Here is a 19,049-nt window from a genome sequence, read left to right on the forward strand (position 1 = left end):
GTCGGTCTTCGGCACGACGCTGTTCCGGTCGGGCTCCGTGCATGCCTTTTCGGACGCGGGGGGCGTCGCGTTCTCCTTCGGCGCCGACAGCAACGCCACCGCCAACCCCATCACCCCCGGCTTCGGTTCCCTCGCACCGGCCATTGGCAACAACGACACCGCCATTGCCAACGGCACCCTTTGCACGGCAACCCTATTGGGCAACAACAGCAGCGCCACCGGGGCATCGGCAGCACCGCCGCCGTCAACGGCAACAACTCTTCGGCTTCGGCTGGGTCCAGCAACCACGACTACGGCAACCTCGCCGTCGTCTCCGGCAGCTACAGCTCGGCCCTTGCTGGGACCGCGAACGGGGCCGTGGCCTTCGGCGACCCCGGCTCCGTGAAGGCCGGCGGGAACCCCAGCGTCGCCGGCGGCCCCGCCAGCAACCTCAACCTCGCCTTCGCCCACGGCGGTTTCAGCGATGCCTCAGCCGGGGACCCTGAACCAATACTCCGCAACGGCACCATCGCCGGCGTCTTGTTCGGTGATAACAGCCACGCAAATGCTTATGACGGCAACGCCAACATCGCCACCGTCGTTGCCGGCACCGGCTGTTCCGCCCACGCCGCGTCCGGCAACCTCAACGCGGCTGGGGTCTCGGGATTGCTGCCTGGTATCAACAACCTCAGCGCGACCGCTACCGGCGGCTCGGCCACCACCTTCGAGTTCTCGCCGCCGGCATTGGATTTCTCGGGCTCGCAGCGTTCGGGTCAGGCCGAGCGGGCCCGCGCCATCTACGCCGCATCGGCCTCAGGCGTGACATGAGTATCTGCGGCGGCGCGCACACGATTTGCCCGCCTCAGCGCGACAACTTGGTCGTCACGGCAGACGCCCTCGTCGGCCCCGCGCGCCCGTCGCGCTGAGGCGGGCAAAAAGAGCATCCCTCCCGGCGGCAGCCACTGCGGATGTGACGAGCCACCGCGGGTGCATCGCGACATTGTCGCCCGGACAGGCCGGATCTGATCAGCGCATCTGCGAGGATGAAGCGGTGCACGCCAACCTTGCCACCACCACCTCGCGGGCGGACTTCCGCGTGCTGGCGGCGCAGCACCGGGTGGTTCCGGTGATTCGCAAGGTCCTGGCTGACAGCGAGACTCCGCTGTCGGCGTATCGCAAACTGGCCGCCAACCGCCCGGGTACGTTCCTGCTGGAGTCGGCCGAGAACGGCCGGTCGTGGTCGCGGTGGTCGTTTATCGGCGCGGGCGCGCCGACCGCGCTGACCGTGCGTGACGGCGAGGCGGTGTGGCTGGGCGCGGTGCCGCAGGACGCACCGACCGGCGGCGACCCGCTGCAAGCACTGCGGGCCACCTTGGAGCTGCTGGCCACTGCCGCCATGCCAGGGCTGCCGCCGTTGTCGGGCGGCATGGTCGGCTTTTTCGCCTACGACCTGGTCCGGCGGCTGGAGCGCCTCCCTGAGCTGGCCGTCGATGACCTCCGACTGCCGGACATGCTGCTGCTGCTGGCCACCGATCTGGCGGCGGTCGACCACCATGAGGGCACCATCACGCTGATCGCCAACGCCGTGAACTGGAACGGCACCGACGAACGGGTGGACGCGGCCTACGACGATGCGATCGCGCGGCTGGACGTGATGACCGCGGCGCTCGGTCAGCCACTGCCTTCCACCGTTGCCACGTTCAGCAGACCCGAGCCGCGCCCTCGAGCGCAGCGCACGGCCGAGGAATACGGCAAGATCGTCGACTATCTCGTGGAGCAGATTGCGGCCGGCGAGGCCTTTCAGGTGGTGCCCTCGCAGCGCTTCGAACTCGACACCGACGTCGATCCTATCGACGTATACCGCATACTGCGGGTGACCAACCCAAGTCCCTACATGTATCTGCTGAATGTGCCCAATAGCCAAGGCGCAATTGATTTTTCGATCGTCGGGTCCAGCCCGGAGGCGTTGGTCACCGTCCATGACCGGCGTGCGACGACGCATCCGATCGCCGGAACTCGGTGGCGGGGGGCGACCGAGGAAGAAGATCAGCTGCTGGAAAAGGAGTTACTGGCCGACGACAAAGAGCGTGCTGAGCACCTGATGCTTGTCGACCTCGGCCGCAACGACCTCGGCCGGGTCTGCACGCCCGGAACCGTTCGGGTCGAGGACTACAGCCACATCGAACGCTATAGCCACGTCATGCACCTGGTGTCCACGGTGACTGGCGTGCTGGACGCGGGCCGCACCGCCGTGGACGCGGTGACCGCCTGCTTCCCGGCCGGCACCCTGTCGGGCGCGCCGAAGGTGCGGGCCATGGAGCTGATCGAAGAGGTCGAGAAGACGCGCCGCGGCCTCTATGGCGGCGTGGTCGGATACCTCGACTTCGCCGGCAACGCCGACTTCGCCATCGCCATCCGCACCGCGCTGATGCGCAACGGGACCGCCTATGTTCAGGCCGGTGGCGGGGTGGTGGCCGACTCCAACGGCCCCTACGAACACACTGAAGCGACCAACAAGGCGCGGGCCGTGCTGAATGCGATCGCCGCCGCCGAGACGCTGACCGCTCCCGATGTGAGCCGCAATGGGTGATGCCCGGCCCGACCGGCGCGGTGCGCTGACGATCCGGATTGCTCAGTTGCTGCTGGTAGTCGCCGCCGGAGCGCTGTGGACGTCGTCCCGGCTGCCTTGGGTCGTGATCCGCTCGTTCGACGGGCTGGGTCCGCCCAAGGAGGTGACGCTTTCCGGGGCGTCGTGGTCGACCGCACTGCAGCCGTCGGCGATGTTGATGCTGGCCGCGGCCATCGCCGCGCTCGCCGTGCGCGGCTGGCCGCTGCGGGTGCTGGCGGGGTTGCTGGCGGTGGCGAGCTTTGCGGTCGGGTATCTGGGCATCAGCCTGTGGGTGCTCCCCGACGTGGCGGTGCGCGGAGCGGATCTCGCGCATGTCCCGGTGGTGACGCTGGTGGGCAGCGCTCGCGAATACTGGGGCGCGGTGGCCGCCGTGCTGGCCGCAGTGTGCACCGTGGTCGCGGCCGTGCTGTTGATGCGGTCGGCTCGCGAGGGCACGACGAAGTATGCGGTGCCCGCTGTTCGGCGTTCGATGGCGCTGCTCGATGAGGCCGCCACGGCTCCGCTGGAGGCGGAGCAGGAGCAGTTGTCGGAGCGGATGATCTGGGATGCCCTCGAGGAGGGTCGCGACCCGACCGAACGGTCGCCGGGGTCCGACACCGAGGGGCGGTGACGGACCGCGCGCCGACGGTCGCTACCCTTCATGAACGTCGTCGAAAATCGGCCGAGGGTCGTCGTGGCGGCGCGGTGGCAGCGGATTGCAGCTCGATTGCAGCTGGATCGCAGCAGGAGAGGAAACGACAGGCATGAGTCCGGCATCCGTGCTCGACTCCATCCTCGAGGGAGTCCGGGCCGACGTTGCCGCGCGCGAAGCCCGCGTGAGCCTGTCCGAAATCAAGGCCGCCGCCGCCGCGGCGCCACCGCCACTCGATGTGATGGCCGCCTTGCGTGAGCCCGGTATCGGGGTCATTGCCGAAGTCAAGCGCGCCAGCCCGTCAGCGGGGTCACTGGCCACCATTGCCGACCCGGCGGAGCTGGCGCGGGCCTACGAGGATGGCGGCGCCAGGATCATCAGCGTATTGACGGAGGAGCGACATTTTCAGGGGTCGCTCGACGACCTTGACGCCGTGCGGGCCGCGGTCTCAGTTCCGGTGCTGCGCAAAGACTTTGTGGTGCAGCCCTATCAGATCCATGAGGCGCGCGCGCATGGTGCCGATATGTTGTTGCTCATCGTGGCCGCTTTGGACCAATCTGCGTTGGTGTCGATGCTGGACCGCACCGAATCACTCGGTATGACCGCTCTCGTCGAGGTGCACACCGAGCGGGAAGCCGACCGGGCGCTGAAGGCCGGGGCCAAGGTAATCGGCGTCAACGCCCGCGATCTCGCGACCCTGGAGGTGGATCGGGATTGCTTCCCGCGCATCGCTCCCGGGCTGCCCAGCAACGTCATCAGGATCGCCGAATCCGGTGTGCGTGGTACCGGAGATTTGTTGGCGTACGCCGGCGCGGGCGCCGACGCCGTGCTGGTCGGTGAGGGCCTGGTCAAGAGTGGTGACCCGCGCGCGGCGGTCGCCGATCTGGTCACCGCGGGCACCCACCCGTCCTGTCCGAAACCGGCTCGCTAGCCGCTTGGTAATGGCAGATCTATCCCGCCCGGATATTCCGCGTACCAGCGCCGCCGTCACCGAACCCACTCGCCATGACCCGGACTCGGGTGGTCATTTCGGCATCTACGGTGGCCGTTACGTAGCGGAAGCACTGATGGCCGTGATCGAGGAGGTCACCGCCGCCTACGAGAAGGAACGCGTCAACCCGGATTTCCTGGACACCCTCGATGAGTTGCAGACGCACTACGCCGGACGGCCATCGCCGTTGTACGAGGCCACACGGCTGGGCGAGCACGCCGGGTCGGCGCGCATCTTCCTGAAGCGAGAAGACTTGAACCACACCGGTTCTCATAAGATCAACAATGTTCTCGGTCAGGCATTGCTGGCCCGCCGGATGGGTAAGACCCGGGTGATCGCCGAGACCGGCGCCGGTCAGCATGGCGTGGCCACCGCCACCGCGTGTGCGCTGCTCGGCTTGGAGTGTGTCATCTACATGGGGGCCGTCGACACCGCTCGTCAGGCGCTCAATGTGGCACGGATGCGGCTGCTTGGTGCCGAGGTCATCTCGGTCGAGACGGGCTCGAAAACGCTCAAGGACGCCATCAACGAGGCGTTCCGGGATTGGGTTACCAACGCCGAGGACACCTACTACTGCTTCGGCACCGCGGCTGGACCGCATCCGTTCCCGACCATGGTGCGTGATTTTCAGAGGATCATCGGCATGGAGACACGCGTGCAGATCCAGGACCAGGCGGGCCGGCTGCCCGACGCCGTCGTGGCCTGTGTGGGTGGGGGATCCAATGCGATCGGGATCTTTCACGCTTTCCTCGATGATCCCGGTGTGCGTCTGGTCGGATACGAGGCCGCGGGCGACGGCGTCGAGACGGGCAGGCATGCCGCGACATTCACCGGCGGGTTGCCCGGGGCATTCCAGGGATCATTCTCGTACCTGCTGCAGGACGAGGACGGCCAGACCATCGAATCCCACTCGATCTCTGCGGGTCTGGACTATCCGGGGGTGGGTCCGGAACACGCGTGGCTTAGGGAATCCGGACGCGCCGAATACCGGCCCATCACCGACGCGGAGGCGATGGATGCATTCCGCCTGCTATGCCGCGCGGAAGGCATCATCCCTGCCATCGAATCCGCGCACGCGGTGGCCGGTGCCCTGCAGCTGGGCGTCGAGCTGGGAAGGGGCGCAGTGATTGTGGTGAATCTGTCTGGCCGCGGCGACAAGGACGTCGAGACGGCGGCCAAGTGGTTCGGGTTGTTAGGGCCCACCGAACAATGACCGTGGAACAGAGCGAAGCAAGTCGGCTCGGACCGATCTTTGATTTATGCCGCAAGGACAGTCGCGCGGCACTGATCGGCTATCTGCCAACCGGTTATCCCGACGTGCGGACCTCGGTGGACGCGATGACGACGCTCGTCGAATCGGGTTGCGACATCATCGAAGTCGGCGTCCCGTATTCGGATCCAGGAATGGACGGACCGACCATCGCAAGGGCAACCGAGGCCGCGCTTCGTGGCGGAGTGCGGGTGCGGGATACGCTGGCCGCGGTCGAGGCGATCAGCCTGGCCGGCGGACGCGCCGTGGTGATGACGTACTGGAACCCGGTGCTGCGCTATGGGGTTGACGCATTCGCCCGGGACCTGGCAGCGGCGGGCGGACACGGCCTGATCACCCCGGATCTCATCCCCGACGAAGCTGGGCAGTGGCTGGCGGCATCCGAGGAGCATCGGTTGGATCGCATCTTTCTGGTGGCGCCGTCGTCGACGCCGCAGCGGTTGGCGAGCACGGTCGAGGCATCACGCGGATTCGTCTACGCGGCCTCGACGATGGGTGTCACCGGGGCGCGGGATGCGGTGTCGCAGACCGCACCCGAATTGGTACGCCGGGTGCGGGCGGTGTCGGACATACCCGTTGGCGTCGGCCTGGGGGTGCGGTCGCGCGAGCACGCCGCGCAGATCGGCGCGTACGCCGACGGTGTCATCGTCGGTTCCGCGTTGGTGTCGGCTTTGAGTGACGGTTTGCCGACATTGCGCGCACTGACCGAGCAACTCGCTGCCGGTGTGCGTCAAAGGATGTCGGCATGACACACAGGTTGCTCGCGTATTTCCCCAGCCCGCCGCAGGGGGTCTGGCACCTTGGGCCGGTGCCCATTCGCGCGTACGCGCTGTTCATCATCACCGGCATCGTGGTCGCGCTGCTGATTGGCGACCGGCGCTGGGAGGCCCGCGGCGGGGAGCGCGGCGTGAGCTACGACATCGCCCTGTGGGCCGTGCCTTTTGGATTGGTAGGCGGCAGGCTCTATCACCTCGCCACCGATTGGCGGACGTATTTCGGTCAGGGTGGCGCCGGTTTCGGGGCGGCGCTGCGAATCTGGGACGGAGGATTGGGCATCTGGGGCGCCGTCGCCCTTGGCGTCGTCGGCGCGTGGATCGGCTGCCGACGTCGTGGAATCCCGTTGCCCGCCTTCGTCGACGCGATGGCTCCGGGAATCATATTGGCGCAGGCCATCGGTCGGCTCGGGAACTATTTCAATCAAGAGCTCTACGGCCGGGAAACCACGATGCCGTGGGGCCTGGAGATCTTCTATCGCCGCGATCCCTCGGGATTCGTGGATCCGCATTCGCTGGACGGAGTGTCGACGGGACAGGTGGCGCTCGTCGTGCAACCGACGTTTCTCTACGAATTGATTTGGAACGTCCTGGTATTCGTCGCGTTGATCTACGTGGACCGACGTTTCACACTCGGTCACGGCCGACTGTTCGCAATCTATGTCGCGGGCTACTGCGTCGGGCGATTCTGGGTCGAGCTGCTGCGTGACGACACCGCCACGCATATCGCCGGAATCCGGATCAATTCCTTCACATCGACTTTCGTGTTCATCGGCGCCGTGGTCTACATCATTCTGGCGCCGAAGGGCCGCGAGGATCCGGCGACGCTGGGTGGCACCGAATATGTCCTGGAAGTACCCGAGCCAGCTGAGCTTGCGGCTGTCGCGTCGGCTACCGCTGTGACGGCGGCGGCGCCGGCCGCGGCACGAGAGGACGAGTTGGATTCGGCGGAAACAATCGCGGCTGCCGAGGTCGCGGCGCCGGAAACGGTCGAGGCCGAAGCCGTGGAGCCGGAAACCGTGCACGCCGAAGCGGAAGAGGCCGAAACGGTCGAGGCCGAAGCCGTGGAGCCGGAGACCGTGCAGGCCGAGCCTGAAGAGGCCCAGGCTGAGGAACCTCAAGTCGAGGCCGAGACGGGAGAGACCGAGCCTGCCGCTGCCGAGGCTGAGGAGCCTGAAGCGAAAGAGGCCGACCCCGTCGAGCCCGTCGAGCCCGAAGAGCCCGAAGAGCCTGACGCCGAAGAGCCGGAGACCGGCGGCGAGCAACCAGCGGAACCCGCGCTCGCCGCGCCGGAACACGTGGGAGACGACGTGTGTACCGAGATCGCCGCCGACGGGACCCCGGAGAGCGCCGAGGAAACGTCGGCCCGCGACCGCGATGCGGCGCCGGAAGGCACCGGCGCAGTGCGGCGCCGATGGCGGTTCCGGCCGAGGAGACCGCGGTCGGGACGGTAACGGCGCCGCGAGTTGCCCACCATCTGGCCCGGGCGGCAGCCCGCCGAATCTGGCATGCTGAGAACGTGACCGACCAGTCGTCGGGCGAGGGCGCACAGCCCGGGTCGCCGATCCCGCCACCGGGATATGCGTCCGGGTATCCGCCGCCGTATCCGTCCTACCCGCAGTATCCGGGGTCCGGTGGCTATTACGACCCTTCCGCACCCTTTGGTCGGCATCCCGTTACCGGGCAACCATATTCGGACAAATCCAAGACGATCGCGGGCCTGTTGCAGCTGCTTGGACTGATCGGGATCGTCGGCATCGGTCGCATCTACGTTGGTCAGACGGGGTTGGGCATCGCTCAGCTGCTCGTGGGCTGGTTGACCTGCGGGTTGGGCGCTGCCATCTGGGGCGTCATCGACGCGGTGCTGATCTTGACCGACAATGCCAGCGACCGATGGGGTCGCCCGCTGCGCGATGGGACCTAACCGCGCCGCCCCGAGCCCGGGGCAGTGCCGTCGGCATGGCCAGCGTCATCGTTACGCCGCTGCCGGTTCCGGTGTGTTGCTCGCCGGCGCCCTCGGCTACATCGGATTCGTCGACCCGCACGACACGAACTCGGTGTACCCGCTTTGTCCGTTCAAACTGCTTACCGGCTGGAACTGCCCGGCCTGCGGTGGCCTTCGGATGGTGCACGACCTGCTGCACGCAGACCTCGCGGCCAGCGTCAACGACAACGTCTTCTTACTCGCCGGCAGCCCGCTGCTGGCCGGATGGGTCTTGCTGCGCCGCCGAACCGGCCGATCGTGGCTGCCGATGCCAGCGACGCTGACCGTCGCCGTCGCGGCCGTCGTCTGGACGGTGCTACGAAACCTGCCCGGCTTCCCGCTGGTGCCGACCGTTCTTGGCGGGTAGTCGAGCGGATCAATGCTCCGCTACCTGCGATGCGCGCCGATGACCCGCAACCGAGACTATGCTGTGTCGTCGTGACGAGACGCGGGAAGATCGTCTGCACCCTCGGCCCAGCAACCCAATCGGACGAGCTGATCCGGGCGCTGGTCGAGGCCGGAATGGACGTCGCCCGAATGAACTTCAGCCACGGCGACTACGCCGATCACAAAGCCGCCTACGAGCGGGTGCGTGCGGCCTCCGACATCACCGGCCGCGCGGTCGGCGTGCTCGCCGACCTGCAGGGCCCGAAGATCCGGCTCGGACGCTTCGCCACCGGGTCCACCTACTGGTCCGACGGTGAGACGGTCCGGATCACCGTCGCCGATTGCGAAGGCACCCACGACCGGGTGTCGACCACCTACAAGAAGCTGGCCCAGGACGCCGTCGTCGGTGACCGGGTTCTGGTCGACGACGGCAAGGTCGGGCTGGTGGTCGCCGGCGTCGACGGCGACGACGTGATCTGCACTGTCACCGAGGGCGGCCCGGTCAGCAACAACAAGGGCATCTCGCTGCCGGGGATGAACGTGTCCGCGCCGGCCCTGTCGGACAAGGACATCGAAGACCTCACGTTCGCCCTGGACCTCGGCGTCGACATGGTGGCGCTGTCTTTTGTGCGTTCCCCGTCGGATGTCGAACTGGTCCACGAGGTGATGGATCGGATCGGGCGGCGGGTACCGGTGATCGCCAAGCTCGAGAAGCCGGAAGCCATCGATAATCTCGAAGCCATCGTGCTGGCTTTCGACGCGGTCATGGTGGCTCGCGGCGACCTAGGTGTCGAGCTGCCGCTGGAAGAGGTCCCGCTGGTGCAAAAGCGGGCCATCCAGATGGCGCGGGAAAACGCAAAGCCTGTCATCGTCGCGACTCAGATGCTCGATTCGATGATCGAGAACTCCCGGCCGACCAGAGCCGAGGCCTCCGACGTCGCAAATGCCGTGCTCGACGGTGCCGACGCGCTGATGTTGTCCGGGGAAACCTCGGTCGGCAAGTATCCACTGGCAGCGGTCCGCACGATGTCGCGGATCGTGTGTGCGGTCGAGGAGAATTCCACGGCGGCCCCGCCCTTGACGCATGTGCCGCGCACCAAACGCGGGGTCATCTCGTATGCCGCCCGCGACATCGGCGAGCGACTCGACGCCAAGGCATTGGTCGCGTTCACGCAGTCCGGCGACACCGTGCGACGACTGGCTCGGCTGCACACCCCGTTGCCGCTGCTCGCCTTCACCGCGTGGCCCGAGGTGCGCAGTCAACTCGCCATGACCTGGGGCACCGAGACGTTCATCGTCCCGGAGATGAAGTCCACCGACGGCATGATCCGCCAGGTCGACAAGTCGCTGCTGGAACTCGGTCGCTACAAGCGCGGCGATCTGGTGGTCATCGTCGCGGGCGCGCCACCGGGCACGGTAGGTTCGACCAACCTGATCCACGTGCACCGGATCGGGGAGGATGACGTCTAACCCGTGTCCGACTTCGAGGAATTGCTGGCGATTCTGGACCTCAAACCCGCCGCCAACGACGTGTTCATCGGATCGCATCCCAGCAAGAACCCGTTGCGGACATTCGGCGGGCAGCTGATGTCGCAATCGTTCGTCGCGAGCAGCCGCACGCTGACCCGGGACGACCTACCGCCGAGCGCCCTCTCGGTGCACTTCGTCAACGGCGGTGATACGGCCAAGGACATCGAATTCCACGTGGTGCGACTTCGTGATGAGCGGCGCTTCGCAAACCGGCGCGTCGACGCCGTCCAGGACGGGATGCTGTTGTCCTCCGCGTTGGTCTCGTACATGTCCGGCGGTCGAGGCCTCGAACACGCGGTCGCACCCCCGGAGGTCGACGATCCCCACACCCGGCCGCCAATCGGCGAGCTGTTGCGCGGCTACGAGGAGACCGTCCCGCATTTCGTCAACGCGCTGCAACCGATCGAATGGCGTTACACGAACGACCCGGCCTGGGTGATGCGGGACAAGGGTGATCGACTCGCCCACAACCGGGTCTGGGTCAAGGCCCTGGGGGCGTTGCCAGACGACCCGGTGCTGCACACGGCGACGATGGTGTACTCGTCGGACACCACCGTGCTGGATTCGGTCATCACCACCCATGGGCTCTCCTGGGGCTACGATCGCATCTTCGCGGCGTCCGCCAACCACTCGGTGTGGTTTCACCGGCAGGTCAACTTCGACGACTGGGTGCTGTACTCGACGTCCTCGCCGGTGGCCGCCGATTCCCGGGGGCTGGGCACCGGGCATTTCTTCGACCGCGCCGGGCAACTCATTGCCACGGTGGTCCAGGAGGGTGTCCTGAAATATTTTCCCGCCCCGCGCCGATAGTCCACGAGATAACGGCGAACATGGCGGCCACCTCAGGCGTAACGTTCGGGTGGTCGGGTATTGAGCAGTGGCGGCCGGTGATCCGCAGGGTGAGCGGCGCCAACGCAACCGGAGGTGGGTGTGAACAACCCGTCGATCGATGTCGCGCCGAAGCCCCGTGCGCGCGAACGTGTTGTCGTTCACGTCGATTCGCCCGCGGCGCGGTGGGTCGGCGCGCTGGCCCTGTTCTGCGCGGCGTGCTGGCTGATCGCGATACTTGCGCGCGACTACCGACATGAGGATTGGCACGCCGCCGGCCGGCTGTGCTGGTCGCTGACGGTTCTGGCGGCGGTGGCGTTGATCGCGCGCGGCATCTTCCTGGGTCGTCCGGTGACCGCCATGCACGCGACGGGTGCCGCGCTGTTCGTCGTGGCGGGGGTGGGCTCTCACGTGCTGTCTTTCGATTTGCTCGGTAACATGTTGATCGCCGGTTCGGGGCTGGTGCTGATGTGGCCGACGTCGTCGCATCCGCGACCCGAGGATCTTCCGCGAGTGTGGCAACTGATCAACGCCACCAGCGCAGACCCGTTGGCGCCGTTCGCCATGCAGCCGGGCAGGGCCTACCACTTCAACGCGACGGGCACCGCGGCCGTGGCCTACCGAACGCGGATGGGGTATGCGGTGGTCGGCGGGGACCCGATTGGCGACGAGACCCAATTCCCGGAGCTGGTCGCCGATTTCGCTGTGATGTGTCGTGCCCACGGCTGGCGGATCGTGGTGTTGGGCTGTAGCGAACGCCGGCTCAACCTGTGGAGCGACCCCGTGGTGATCGGACAATCGTTGCGGGCCATACCGATTGGCCGGGATGTTGTCGTCGACGTGGCCGGCTTCGACATGGTGGGGCGCAAGTTCCGCAACCTGCGCCAGGCGGTGCAGCGCACCCATAACTTCGGCATCACCACCGAGATCGTGGCCGAGCAAGGACTCGATGACCAGCAGTTGGCGGAGCTGACCGAAATGCTGCGGGCGTCGGGCAGCGGGGCGCACACCGATCGCGGGTTCTGCATGAACTTGGATGGCGTGCTCGAAGGCCGATACCCCGGAATACAGCTGATTATCGCGAGGGATTCCTCGGGGCGGATCCAGGGCTTTCATCGGTACGCGACCGCAGGTGGTGGCAGTGATATCACCTTGGACGTGCCACGGCGGCGCCGCGGATCTCCCAACGGGATCGACGAACGGCTCAGCGTCGACATGATCATGGCGGCCAAGGCCGCCGGGGCGCAGCGGCTATCGCTGGCGTTCGCGGCCTTCACGGAGATTTTCGACGACCAGAATCGCGGCCGGTTGCGGCGCCTGTTCTACCGGTTGATTCACTTTCTTGACCCGTTGATAGCACTCGAATCGCTGTACCGATATGTGCGCAAGTTTCACGCATTGGACACCCACCGGTATGCCTTGGTATCGCTGAGCCAGCTCCTTCCCTTGCTGGTCGTATTGCTGTCGCTGGAGTTCATGCCGCGCCGGCGACACCTGTGAGAGGTAGTTCCGTACAGCGAATGTCCTCGGGCAGGTGGTGAGTGGCCACCACGACCGTTTTTGTGCGCATGAGCCTGGGATGCCCGGCCAACAGATCACCCAAAATGAGTTTGGCGTCGGCAGCGTCGAGGTGCTCGGTGGGTTCGTCCAACAGCACGATGCGTGCGGGGGCGATGACCGCCCGGGCCAGCAGCAATCGCCTGCGCTGGCCGGCCGAGACCGCTTGCGCACCGCCGGTCAGCACCGTCGACAGACCCTCGGGCAAACCGGCGAGCCAGCCGCCCAGACCCACCTGGCGCAGGGCCGCCACCAGTTCGTCGTCCCCGCAGTCTCCCCGCGCGACGAGCAGGTTGTCCCTGACGGTGGTGGCGAAGACATGTGCGTCCTCGGCGAAAAAGCTGACGGTGCTGCGTAATTCGTCTTCATCGAACTGGCTCACATCGGTGCCGTCCAACAGCACTTGCCCGTGCAGCGGTGGCAGCAGGCCGGCGAGCGTCATCAGCAGCGTCGTCTTACCGGAGCCGCTGGCGCCGGTTACGGCCAGGCGCGCGCCGGGCACCAGGTCGACGCTGACGTGGGTTGACTGCGAATCGGGGTGACCCGAATCCACATCGGCGGACAACCTCCCGGTGACCGCCGGCGGGGCCGTCGAGGTCCGAGCCGGACGAGCGCGCTCGAGCGGAGCCAGGTCGAGCAGGCGACGCGCCGCGATCCGTGATCGCGTCAACTGCACCGCGGCGGCCGGTAGCGGAGCCGTCGCCTCGAACGCGGACAGTGGCAACAACATCAGGACGGCCAGTGTGGTGGGCGCGACCGTGGGTGCCAACCCGATCCCGGTTACCACCGCGCCAAGCACGCTGGCCCCGATGGCCAGGGTCGGCATTGCCTCGGCGACGGCGGCCGGTTTCGCGGCGGCGTCCAGGGCAGCACCCCACGCACGTTGGCGGCGCTGCGATTCGGCGATGACATCCGGCAGCGCGCCGGCGACGCGAAGCTCCGGGGCGTGTTCGAGCGCGATCATCGCCGCTTGGTCGCGTTGGGAATGGTGTTGCCGGGCAAATGCCTCCTGGGTTGCGGCGGCCCTGCCGGAGATGCGGGGCGCGATGACCCCGGCAACGAAGAGGCAGATGGCCAGCACCGCGGCGGCCGGCGGCGAGATGGCGCCGATCGCCGCGGTCGCGGCCAGCGCCAGCACCGCCGCGACACCGATCGGCACCAGGGCGCGCACCAGCACGTCGGCCAGTTGATCGACGTCGGCGCCGACTCGGGCCACCAGTTCACCGCTGTGCAGCCGGACGGCCGCGGCCGATGGTTCGGTGGCCAGCCGGTGATAGATCCGTGTCCGTGCCGAGCTGGCTGCGCGCAGCGCCATGTCGTGGGTGGCCAGTCGCCCGCAATAGTGCAGAACGCCCCGTGATATCGCGAGCGTCCGCACCGCCACCACCGCGACGGACAGGTCCAGTACGGGCGGCATCTGCCAGGCCCGGGTGATCAGCCACGCCGAAACCCCGGCCAGCGCCAGCGCACTGCCCAGCGACAGCACGCCGAGCGCGATGGCTGCCAGGATGCGGGGGAGCCGGGGACGCAACAGTGCCAACGCGGCCGCGGGATCAGATGGACGCATAACGCGCTCCATGATCCGAGGTCACCTCGACGACCTGGTCCCCGATCGCGACCACGCGATCGCGATGACCGGCCACCACCACGGTCGCACCCGCGTGGGCGCGCTCGACTATGGCCCGCAACACCCGCTCCTCGGTGTGGGCGTCCAGGTGTGCGGTGGGCTCGTCGAGCAGCAGCACCGGGGCTGACGATCCGAGCGCCCGGGCCAGGCCGAGTCGCTGCCGCTGTCCTAGTGAGAGCCCGACGCCTCCGCGTCCCAGCATGGTATCGAGCCCTTCGGGTAGCTCGGCCAGCACCGCATCGAATCCGGCTGCTGCACAAGCGCTTTCAAGGTCCTCCACGTCGCCGAGCAGACGCAGATTGTCGCGCACGGTCCCCGGCACCAGCACCTGTCGCTGGGGCAACCAGGCCAACTGGCGCCACCAAGCGGCGGGCGCCAGCTCGGCGACGTCGACCCCGGCCACCGTGACTCGGCCCGACGACGGCACGGTGAGCCCGGCGATCGCCTCCAGCGTGGTGCTCTTGCCCGCGCCGTTCTGGCCGGTCAGCACCGTCACCCGGCCCGGCTCGATCGCTGCGGTCAGATCGTACGGGCAGCGGCCGTCTCGGCCGGCGACGCCGAGCTTTTCGAGACGGATCACCGCGCCGCGGGCGGTGACCGTCTGCCGTCCGGTCGTGGCGGGGCCCGGGTCGCCGAGGAGCGCGAACGCCGCGTCGGCCGCGGTCCGACCGTCCTGGGCGGCATGGAACTCGACACCGATGCGGCGCAGCGGCCAGTACACGTCGGGCGCCAACAACAAGACGGTCAGACCGGTGTCCAGGGTCATCTCGCCGAGCACCAGGCGAAGACCGATGCCCACCGCGATCAGGGCCACGCCCAGTGTGGCCAGCAGTTCGAGCACCAGCGCCGACAGGAACGCGATCCGCAGCGTGGCCATCGCCGAACGCCGATGGGCGGCACCGAGTTCGGCGATGCGGGCTTCCGGGCCGCGGGCCCGGCCCAGTGCCCGCAGCGTCGGGATACCGGCGATCAGATCCAGCAGCCGGGCCTGCAGGGTGGTCATGGCGGCCAGCGCGGCCTGTGATCGGTCGGCGGTGGCCAGTCCGATCAGCACCATGAAGACCGGTATCAGCGGTAGCGTGATCACCACGATCAGCGTCGATTTCAGATCGTAAAGCGCGATCACCGCAACGGTGGCCGGGGTCAGGATCGCCGCGAGCAGCAAGGTGGGCAGGTATCCGGCGAAATACGGACGCAGGCCGTCGAGGCCGCGGGTGACTACCACGGAGGCGGCGTCCCGCTGTGCCGCCAGTTCACGAGGCTGACGGGCGGTCACCGCGGTGAGCACCTGACCGGCGAGGTCGGCGATCACCGCGCTAGCCCCGCGTTGGCCGAGCCGCGCCTCAAGCCAGTGCGTCACCGCGCGGACGACCCACAGCGCCAACAGGATTGACAGCGACCCTAGCCAGCAGCGCACGTCGCGTGTCGAGGGATCGGTGATGATGCGTGCCACGATGCCCGCCAGCACGACGGCCGAGCCGACCGCGCAGCCCGAAATCACCACCCCACACGCCACCGCGGCGACCAGGAAGCGGCGCAGCGCCGTCGACGCCCGCCACCATCGCGGGTCCAGTGGGCCGCGGGCTTTCCGGCCGGCCAGCGCGTCGTGTGCGCTCAGGATGCGCGCCTCGCCAGACCGATCGGCGGGGGTATCCGTTCAGCCGAGATCCGTTGCCGGAAAACCCAGTACGTCCATCCTTGGTACGCCACCGTCAGCGGAGCGAAGATCGCCGTGACCCACGTCATGATCTTGAGGGTGTACGGGGTGGACGACGCGTTGTAGATCGTCACACTCCAGTCGCTGTTCAGCGTCGAGGGCACCAGGTTCGGGTACAGCGAGCCGAACAGCAGAACCACCACCCCCGCGACGACCAGCAAGGTGCAGGCGAACGCCCACCCATCGGAAGCGCGGCGCCACACCAATGACACCGCCGCCAGCTGCGCGACCACCGCGACCCCCAGCGCCGCCCAAGTCCAGTCCTTGCCGTGCGCCAATTGCGTCCAAACCCCAAAGCCCGCAACCAATCCCGTTACGGGAATCGACAACCACACCGCGAATCGGTACGCGTCATCGCGGATCGAACCCGAGGTCTTCAACGCGACGAATACCGCACCGTAGAGCAGAAACAGTCCGGCGGTGGCCACACCGCCCAGCAGGGTGTAGGCGCTGAGCACATCGGTGAGCGACAGCTGGACGTGACCGTCGGCGTCCACCGGGAGTCCGCGGATCAAGATGGCGAACGCCACCCCCCACAGCACCGCGGGCAACCAGGACCCGGCGGCGATACCGACGTCGGCCCAGCCCCGCCATGTCGAGTCGTCGACCTTGCCGCGCCATTCGATGGCCACCGCACGCAGGATCATGCCGAACAGGATCGCCAACAGCGGTAGGTACAACGTCGAGAACACGGTCGCGTACCAGCCGGGAAACGCGGCGAACATCCCCGCGCCCGCGGTGAGCAGCCAGACCTCGTTACCGTCCCAGACCGGGCCGATCGTGTTGAGCACCGCGCGCCGATTGGTTTCGGGGTCGCCCGAGCCGAACCGGGCGAACGGCTCCATCAACATGCCGACACCGAAGTCGAAGCCCTCGAGGACCAAGAAACCGAGGAACAGCACCCCGATGACACCGAACCACACTTGTTGCAGTCCCACCGGTCAGCTCCCTTCGGGGTCAGTAGGCGGCCGATTGGCCTTAATAGGCGAACGACAGCGGCGCCACTTCGGCATCTTCGGGTGCCGGGGGCGCGACCGGTTCCGCGTCGTGTTCTTGCGGCCCTTCGACGATGTAGCGCTTGAGCAGCCAGCACCAGATGACCGCGAGCACCGCGTAGAGCAGCGTGAACGTCACCAGGGAGGTGACCACCATGCCGGAGGCGTGGTTTGAGACACCGGCCGCGACGGTGAGCCGGACCTGCTGGTCACCGGTCGGATTGGGGACGACGATCCACGGCTGGCGGCCCATTTCGGTGAACACCCACCCGGCGCTGTTGGCCAGGAACGGTGTGGGAATGGTCAGCAGCGCCAGCCAGGAGAACCACCGCCGATCCGGGATTCGGCCGCCCCGGGTGAGCCAGAGCGCGATCAGTGCGAACAGCACCGGGATCGCCATCAACCCGATCATCGCGCGAAACGACCAGTAGGTGACGAACAGGTTGGGCCGGTAGTCGTTTGGTCCGAATCGTTGTTGGTAGTCCTGCTGGATGTTGCGCACACCCTGCAACGTCACGTCGTTGGTCCTGCCCTCGGCGAGGAACGGCAGCACGTAAGGCACCTCGATGACACGGGTGAGGCTGTCGCAGTTGTTCTGCCTGCCGACCGTCAGGATCGAAAAGTCCGGATCGGTCTGGGTATCACACAGTGATTCGGCCGACGCCATTTTCATCGGTTGCTGCTGGAACATCAGCTTGCCTTGGAGGTCACCGGTGAGGAACAGGCCGGCTGCGGCGGCCAGCGAGACCCAACAACCCAGGATGGTCGCGGGACGATACATGGCGCGGGTGCCGGGGCCAACGGTTGCGGTACGCGAACGGACCAGCCACCAGGCGCTGACCGCGGCCACGAACGTGCCCGCGGTCAACAACGCACCCATGACGGTGTGTGAAAACGCCGCTAGCGCAGTGTTATTGGTGACCAGCGCGGCGATGCTGTGCAACTCGGCGCGGCCGGTCGCGGGGTTGTAATGGGCACCGACCGGGTGCTGCATGAACGAGTTCGCCGAGATGATGAAGAACGCGGATACGTTGACCCCGATCGCGACGATCCAGATGCAGGCCAGGTGCGCCAGGCGGGGCAACCTGGTCCAACCGAAGATCCACAGCCCGAGGAAGGTGGATTCGAAGAAGAAGGCCATCAGGCCCTCCATCGCCAGTGGGGCGCCGAAGATGTCGCCGACGAACCGGGAGTATTCGCTCCAATTCATACCGAACTGAAACTCCTGCACGATCCCCGTCGCCACCCCGATGGCGAAGTCGATCAAGAAGAGCTTGCCGAAGAACTTGGTGAGGCGATACCAGGCGGGGTTACCGGTGGCTACCCACACCGTCTGCATCACGGCGATCAAGGGAGCCAGCCCGATGGTCAGCGGCACGAAGATGAAGTGGTAGACGGTGGTGATACCGAACTGCCACCGCGAGATGTCGACGACATTCATGTGTCATCTCCCGGGACTGCGGGGAGCTAGCTGGTCAACTACGACGAAGTGTAGTAGCCCGAACTGTTGAGCGCTACGGGCATTATCGCGTGCCGGATCGCGAGGCTTATCCGCCGAGCGTCTTCGAGGCCTTGCGGATGCCGAACGACGAGCCGATCTCGCAGGCGCCGATGACCACGAGCCAGATGCCCACGACGATCGCCAGGGTGATGATCGACTCGAACGGCGCCGCTATCACCACAATGCCGGCGATCAGGCTGATCACGCCGACGAAAATTGACCACCCTCGTCCCGGCAGAGCCGGATCGCTGATGGCGGAAACCGTGGTGGCGACCCCGCGGAAGATGAACCCGATGCCGATCCAGATGGCCAGCAAAAGGACCGCGTTGCCGAAATGGCGAAACGCCAGCACACCCAGAATCAGCGACGCCGCCCCGCTGATGAACAACAGGATGCGGCTTCCCGCCGAAACATGCAGGCTGAACGCGAACACGACCTGCGCGACACCGGTCATGATGAGGTAGACGCCGAACGCGATCGCGGCAACCAGGACCGAGATGCCTGGCCACGCCAGCACCAGGACGCCGAGGACCAGCGAAAGGATTCCCGACAGCAGCGCGGATTTCCACAGATGCGGCAACAAGCGTGGGACAGGGCCCGAGACAAGTAGGGTTTCCATGTCACCAGTGTGACGCATGTGGCGATTTCGG

16 protein-coding genes and 1 pseudogene are annotated in these 19,049 nt (G+C 67.0%); 12 read left to right on the plus strand and 5 right to left on the minus strand.

Features of this window, described 5'->3' with window-relative positions; all coding sequences use genetic code 11:
- Positions 1-381 precede the first annotated feature (381 nt).
- From G6N24_RS07225 to G6N24_RS07280, 12 genes are all read left to right on the plus strand, one after another.
- Positions 382-807 carry a hypothetical protein gene (locus G6N24_RS07225; protein WP_139822352.1) on the plus strand — a complete coding sequence of 142 codons (426 nt, stop codon included), beginning with the start codon at positions 382-384 and terminating at the stop codon, positions 805-807.
- Between the two features lie 223 nt (positions 808-1,030).
- Positions 1,031-2,569 carry an anthranilate synthase component I gene (locus tag G6N24_RS07230; RefSeq protein WP_085159762.1) on the plus strand — a complete coding sequence of 513 codons (1,539 nt, stop codon included), beginning with the start codon at positions 1,031-1,033 and terminating at the stop codon, positions 2,567-2,569.
- Positions 2,562-3,218 (plus strand): TIGR02234 family membrane protein, encoded by a 657-nt coding sequence (locus G6N24_RS07235; RefSeq protein ID WP_085159676.1) that lies wholly within the window; start codon positions 2,562-2,564, stop codon positions 3,216-3,218. The genes G6N24_RS07230 and G6N24_RS07235 overlap by 8 nt, the downstream gene beginning before the upstream one ends.
- A gap of 133 nt (positions 3,219-3,351) precedes the next feature.
- Positions 3,352-4,170, plus strand: a complete 819-nt coding sequence (gene trpC / locus G6N24_RS07240) for an indole-3-glycerol phosphate synthase TrpC (RefSeq protein ID WP_085159678.1) — start codon at positions 3,352-3,354, stop codon at positions 4,168-4,170.
- Positions 4,171-4,180: 10 nt separating this feature from the next.
- The gene (trpB, locus tag G6N24_RS07245; protein ID WP_085159680.1) at positions 4,181-5,443 is read left to right on the plus strand and encodes a tryptophan synthase subunit beta; all 1,263 of its coding nucleotides are present in this window, start codon (positions 4,181-4,183) and stop codon (positions 5,441-5,443) included.
- Positions 5,440-6,249: a tryptophan synthase subunit alpha gene (gene trpA, locus G6N24_RS07250; RefSeq protein WP_085159682.1), complete on the plus strand. Its 810-nt coding sequence runs from the start codon at positions 5,440-5,442 to the stop codon at positions 6,247-6,249. Before trpB ends, trpA begins: the two co-directional genes overlap by 4 nt.
- The gene (locus tag G6N24_RS07255; RefSeq protein ID WP_085159684.1) at positions 6,246-7,727 is read left to right on the plus strand and encodes a prolipoprotein diacylglyceryl transferase; all 1,482 of its coding nucleotides are present in this window, start codon (positions 6,246-6,248) and stop codon (positions 7,725-7,727) included. Before trpA ends, G6N24_RS07255 begins: the two co-directional genes overlap by 4 nt.
- 65 nt (positions 7,728-7,792) lie before the next feature.
- Complete coding sequence (locus G6N24_RS07260) at positions 7,793-8,197, plus strand: NINE protein (protein ID WP_372514500.1); 405 nt, start codon at positions 7,793-7,795, stop codon at positions 8,195-8,197.
- Positions 8,187-8,624 carry a DUF2752 domain-containing protein gene (locus G6N24_RS07265; RefSeq protein WP_085159763.1) on the plus strand — a complete coding sequence of 146 codons (438 nt, stop codon included), beginning with the start codon at positions 8,187-8,189 and terminating at the stop codon, positions 8,622-8,624. The genes G6N24_RS07260 and G6N24_RS07265 overlap by 11 nt, the downstream gene beginning before the upstream one ends.
- A 71-nt stretch (positions 8,625-8,695) precedes the next feature.
- On the plus strand, positions 8,696-10,114 hold the full coding sequence (gene pyk / locus G6N24_RS07270) for a pyruvate kinase (RefSeq protein ID WP_085159688.1): 1,419 nt from the start codon (positions 8,696-8,698) through the stop codon (positions 10,112-10,114).
- 3 nt (positions 10,115-10,117) lie between these two features.
- Complete coding sequence (locus tag G6N24_RS07275; RefSeq protein WP_085159691.1) at positions 10,118-10,984, plus strand: acyl-CoA thioesterase II; 867 nt, start codon at positions 10,118-10,120, stop codon at positions 10,982-10,984.
- A 120-nt stretch (positions 10,985-11,104) separates the two neighbouring features.
- Positions 11,105-12,502 carry a bifunctional lysylphosphatidylglycerol flippase/synthetase MprF gene (locus tag G6N24_RS07280; RefSeq protein ID WP_085159765.1) on the plus strand — a complete coding sequence of 466 codons (1,398 nt, stop codon included), beginning with the start codon at positions 11,105-11,107 and terminating at the stop codon, positions 12,500-12,502.
- Here G6N24_RS07280 and cydC read toward each other — a convergent pair.
- From cydC to G6N24_RS07305, 5 genes and pseudogenes are all read right to left on the minus strand, one after another.
- Positions 12,394-14,138 (minus strand): annotated as a pseudogene (gene cydC / locus G6N24_RS07285) (thiol reductant ABC exporter subunit CydC). The gene G6N24_RS07280 and the pseudogene cydC sit on opposite strands and share 109 nt — an antisense overlap.
- The gene (gene cydD, locus G6N24_RS07290; protein ID WP_232070711.1) at positions 14,113-15,702 is read right to left on the minus strand and encodes a thiol reductant ABC exporter subunit CydD; all 1,590 of its coding nucleotides are present in this window, start codon (positions 15,700-15,702) and stop codon (positions 14,113-14,115) included. The pseudogene cydC and the gene cydD overlap by 26 nt, the downstream one beginning before the upstream one ends.
- Positions 15,703-15,800: 98 nt before the next feature.
- Positions 15,801-16,841 carry a cytochrome d ubiquinol oxidase subunit II gene (cydB, locus tag G6N24_RS07295; RefSeq protein WP_085159697.1) on the minus strand — a complete coding sequence of 347 codons (1,041 nt, stop codon included), beginning with the start codon at positions 16,839-16,841 and terminating at the stop codon, positions 15,801-15,803.
- A gap of 40 nt (positions 16,842-16,881) precedes the next feature.
- Positions 16,882-18,339 carry a cytochrome ubiquinol oxidase subunit I gene (locus G6N24_RS07300; RefSeq protein WP_085159699.1) on the minus strand — a complete coding sequence of 486 codons (1,458 nt, stop codon included), beginning with the start codon at positions 18,337-18,339 and terminating at the stop codon, positions 16,882-16,884.
- A gap of 106 nt (positions 18,340-18,445) precedes the next feature.
- On the minus strand, positions 18,446-19,036 hold the full coding sequence (locus G6N24_RS07305) for an HdeD family acid-resistance protein (protein WP_139822353.1): 591 nt from the start codon (positions 19,034-19,036) through the stop codon (positions 18,446-18,448).
- Positions 19,037-19,049: the final 13 nt, after the last annotated feature.

It is taken from the genome of Mycobacterium lacus (assembly GCF_010731535.1).
Taxonomy (GTDB): Bacteria; Actinomycetota; Actinomycetes; order Mycobacteriales; family Mycobacteriaceae; genus Mycobacterium; species Mycobacterium lacus.

Bases quoted from the DNA above. Each gene is read 5' to 3' on its own strand.
- G6N24_RS07235 (WP_085159676.1), top strand. From the start codon at position 2,562: ATGGGTGATGCCCGGCCCGACCGGCGCGGTGCGCTGACGATCCGGATT.
- trpC (WP_085159678.1), top strand. From the start codon at position 3,352: ATGAGTCCGGCATCCGTGCTCGACTCCATCCTCGAGGGAGTCCGGGCC.
- trpB (WP_085159680.1), top strand. From the start codon at position 4,181: ATGGCAGATCTATCCCGCCCGGATATTCCGCGTACCAGCGCCGCCGTC.
- trpA (WP_085159682.1), top strand. From the start codon at position 5,440: ATGACCGTGGAACAGAGCGAAGCAAGTCGGCTCGGACCGATCTTTGAT.
- G6N24_RS07255 (WP_085159684.1), top strand. From the start codon at position 6,246: ATGACACACAGGTTGCTCGCGTATTTCCCCAGCCCGCCGCAGGGGGTC.
- G6N24_RS07265 (WP_085159763.1), top strand. From the start codon at position 8,187: ATGGGACCTAACCGCGCCGCCCCGAGCCCGGGGCAGTGCCGTCGGCAT.
- G6N24_RS07300 (WP_085159699.1), bottom strand. From the start codon at position 18,339: ATGAATGTCGTCGACATCTCGCGGTGGCAGTTCGGTATCACCACCGTC.
- G6N24_RS07305 (WP_139822353.1), bottom strand. From the start codon at position 19,036: ATGCGTCACACTGGTGACATGGAAACCCTACTTGTCTCGGGCCCTGTC.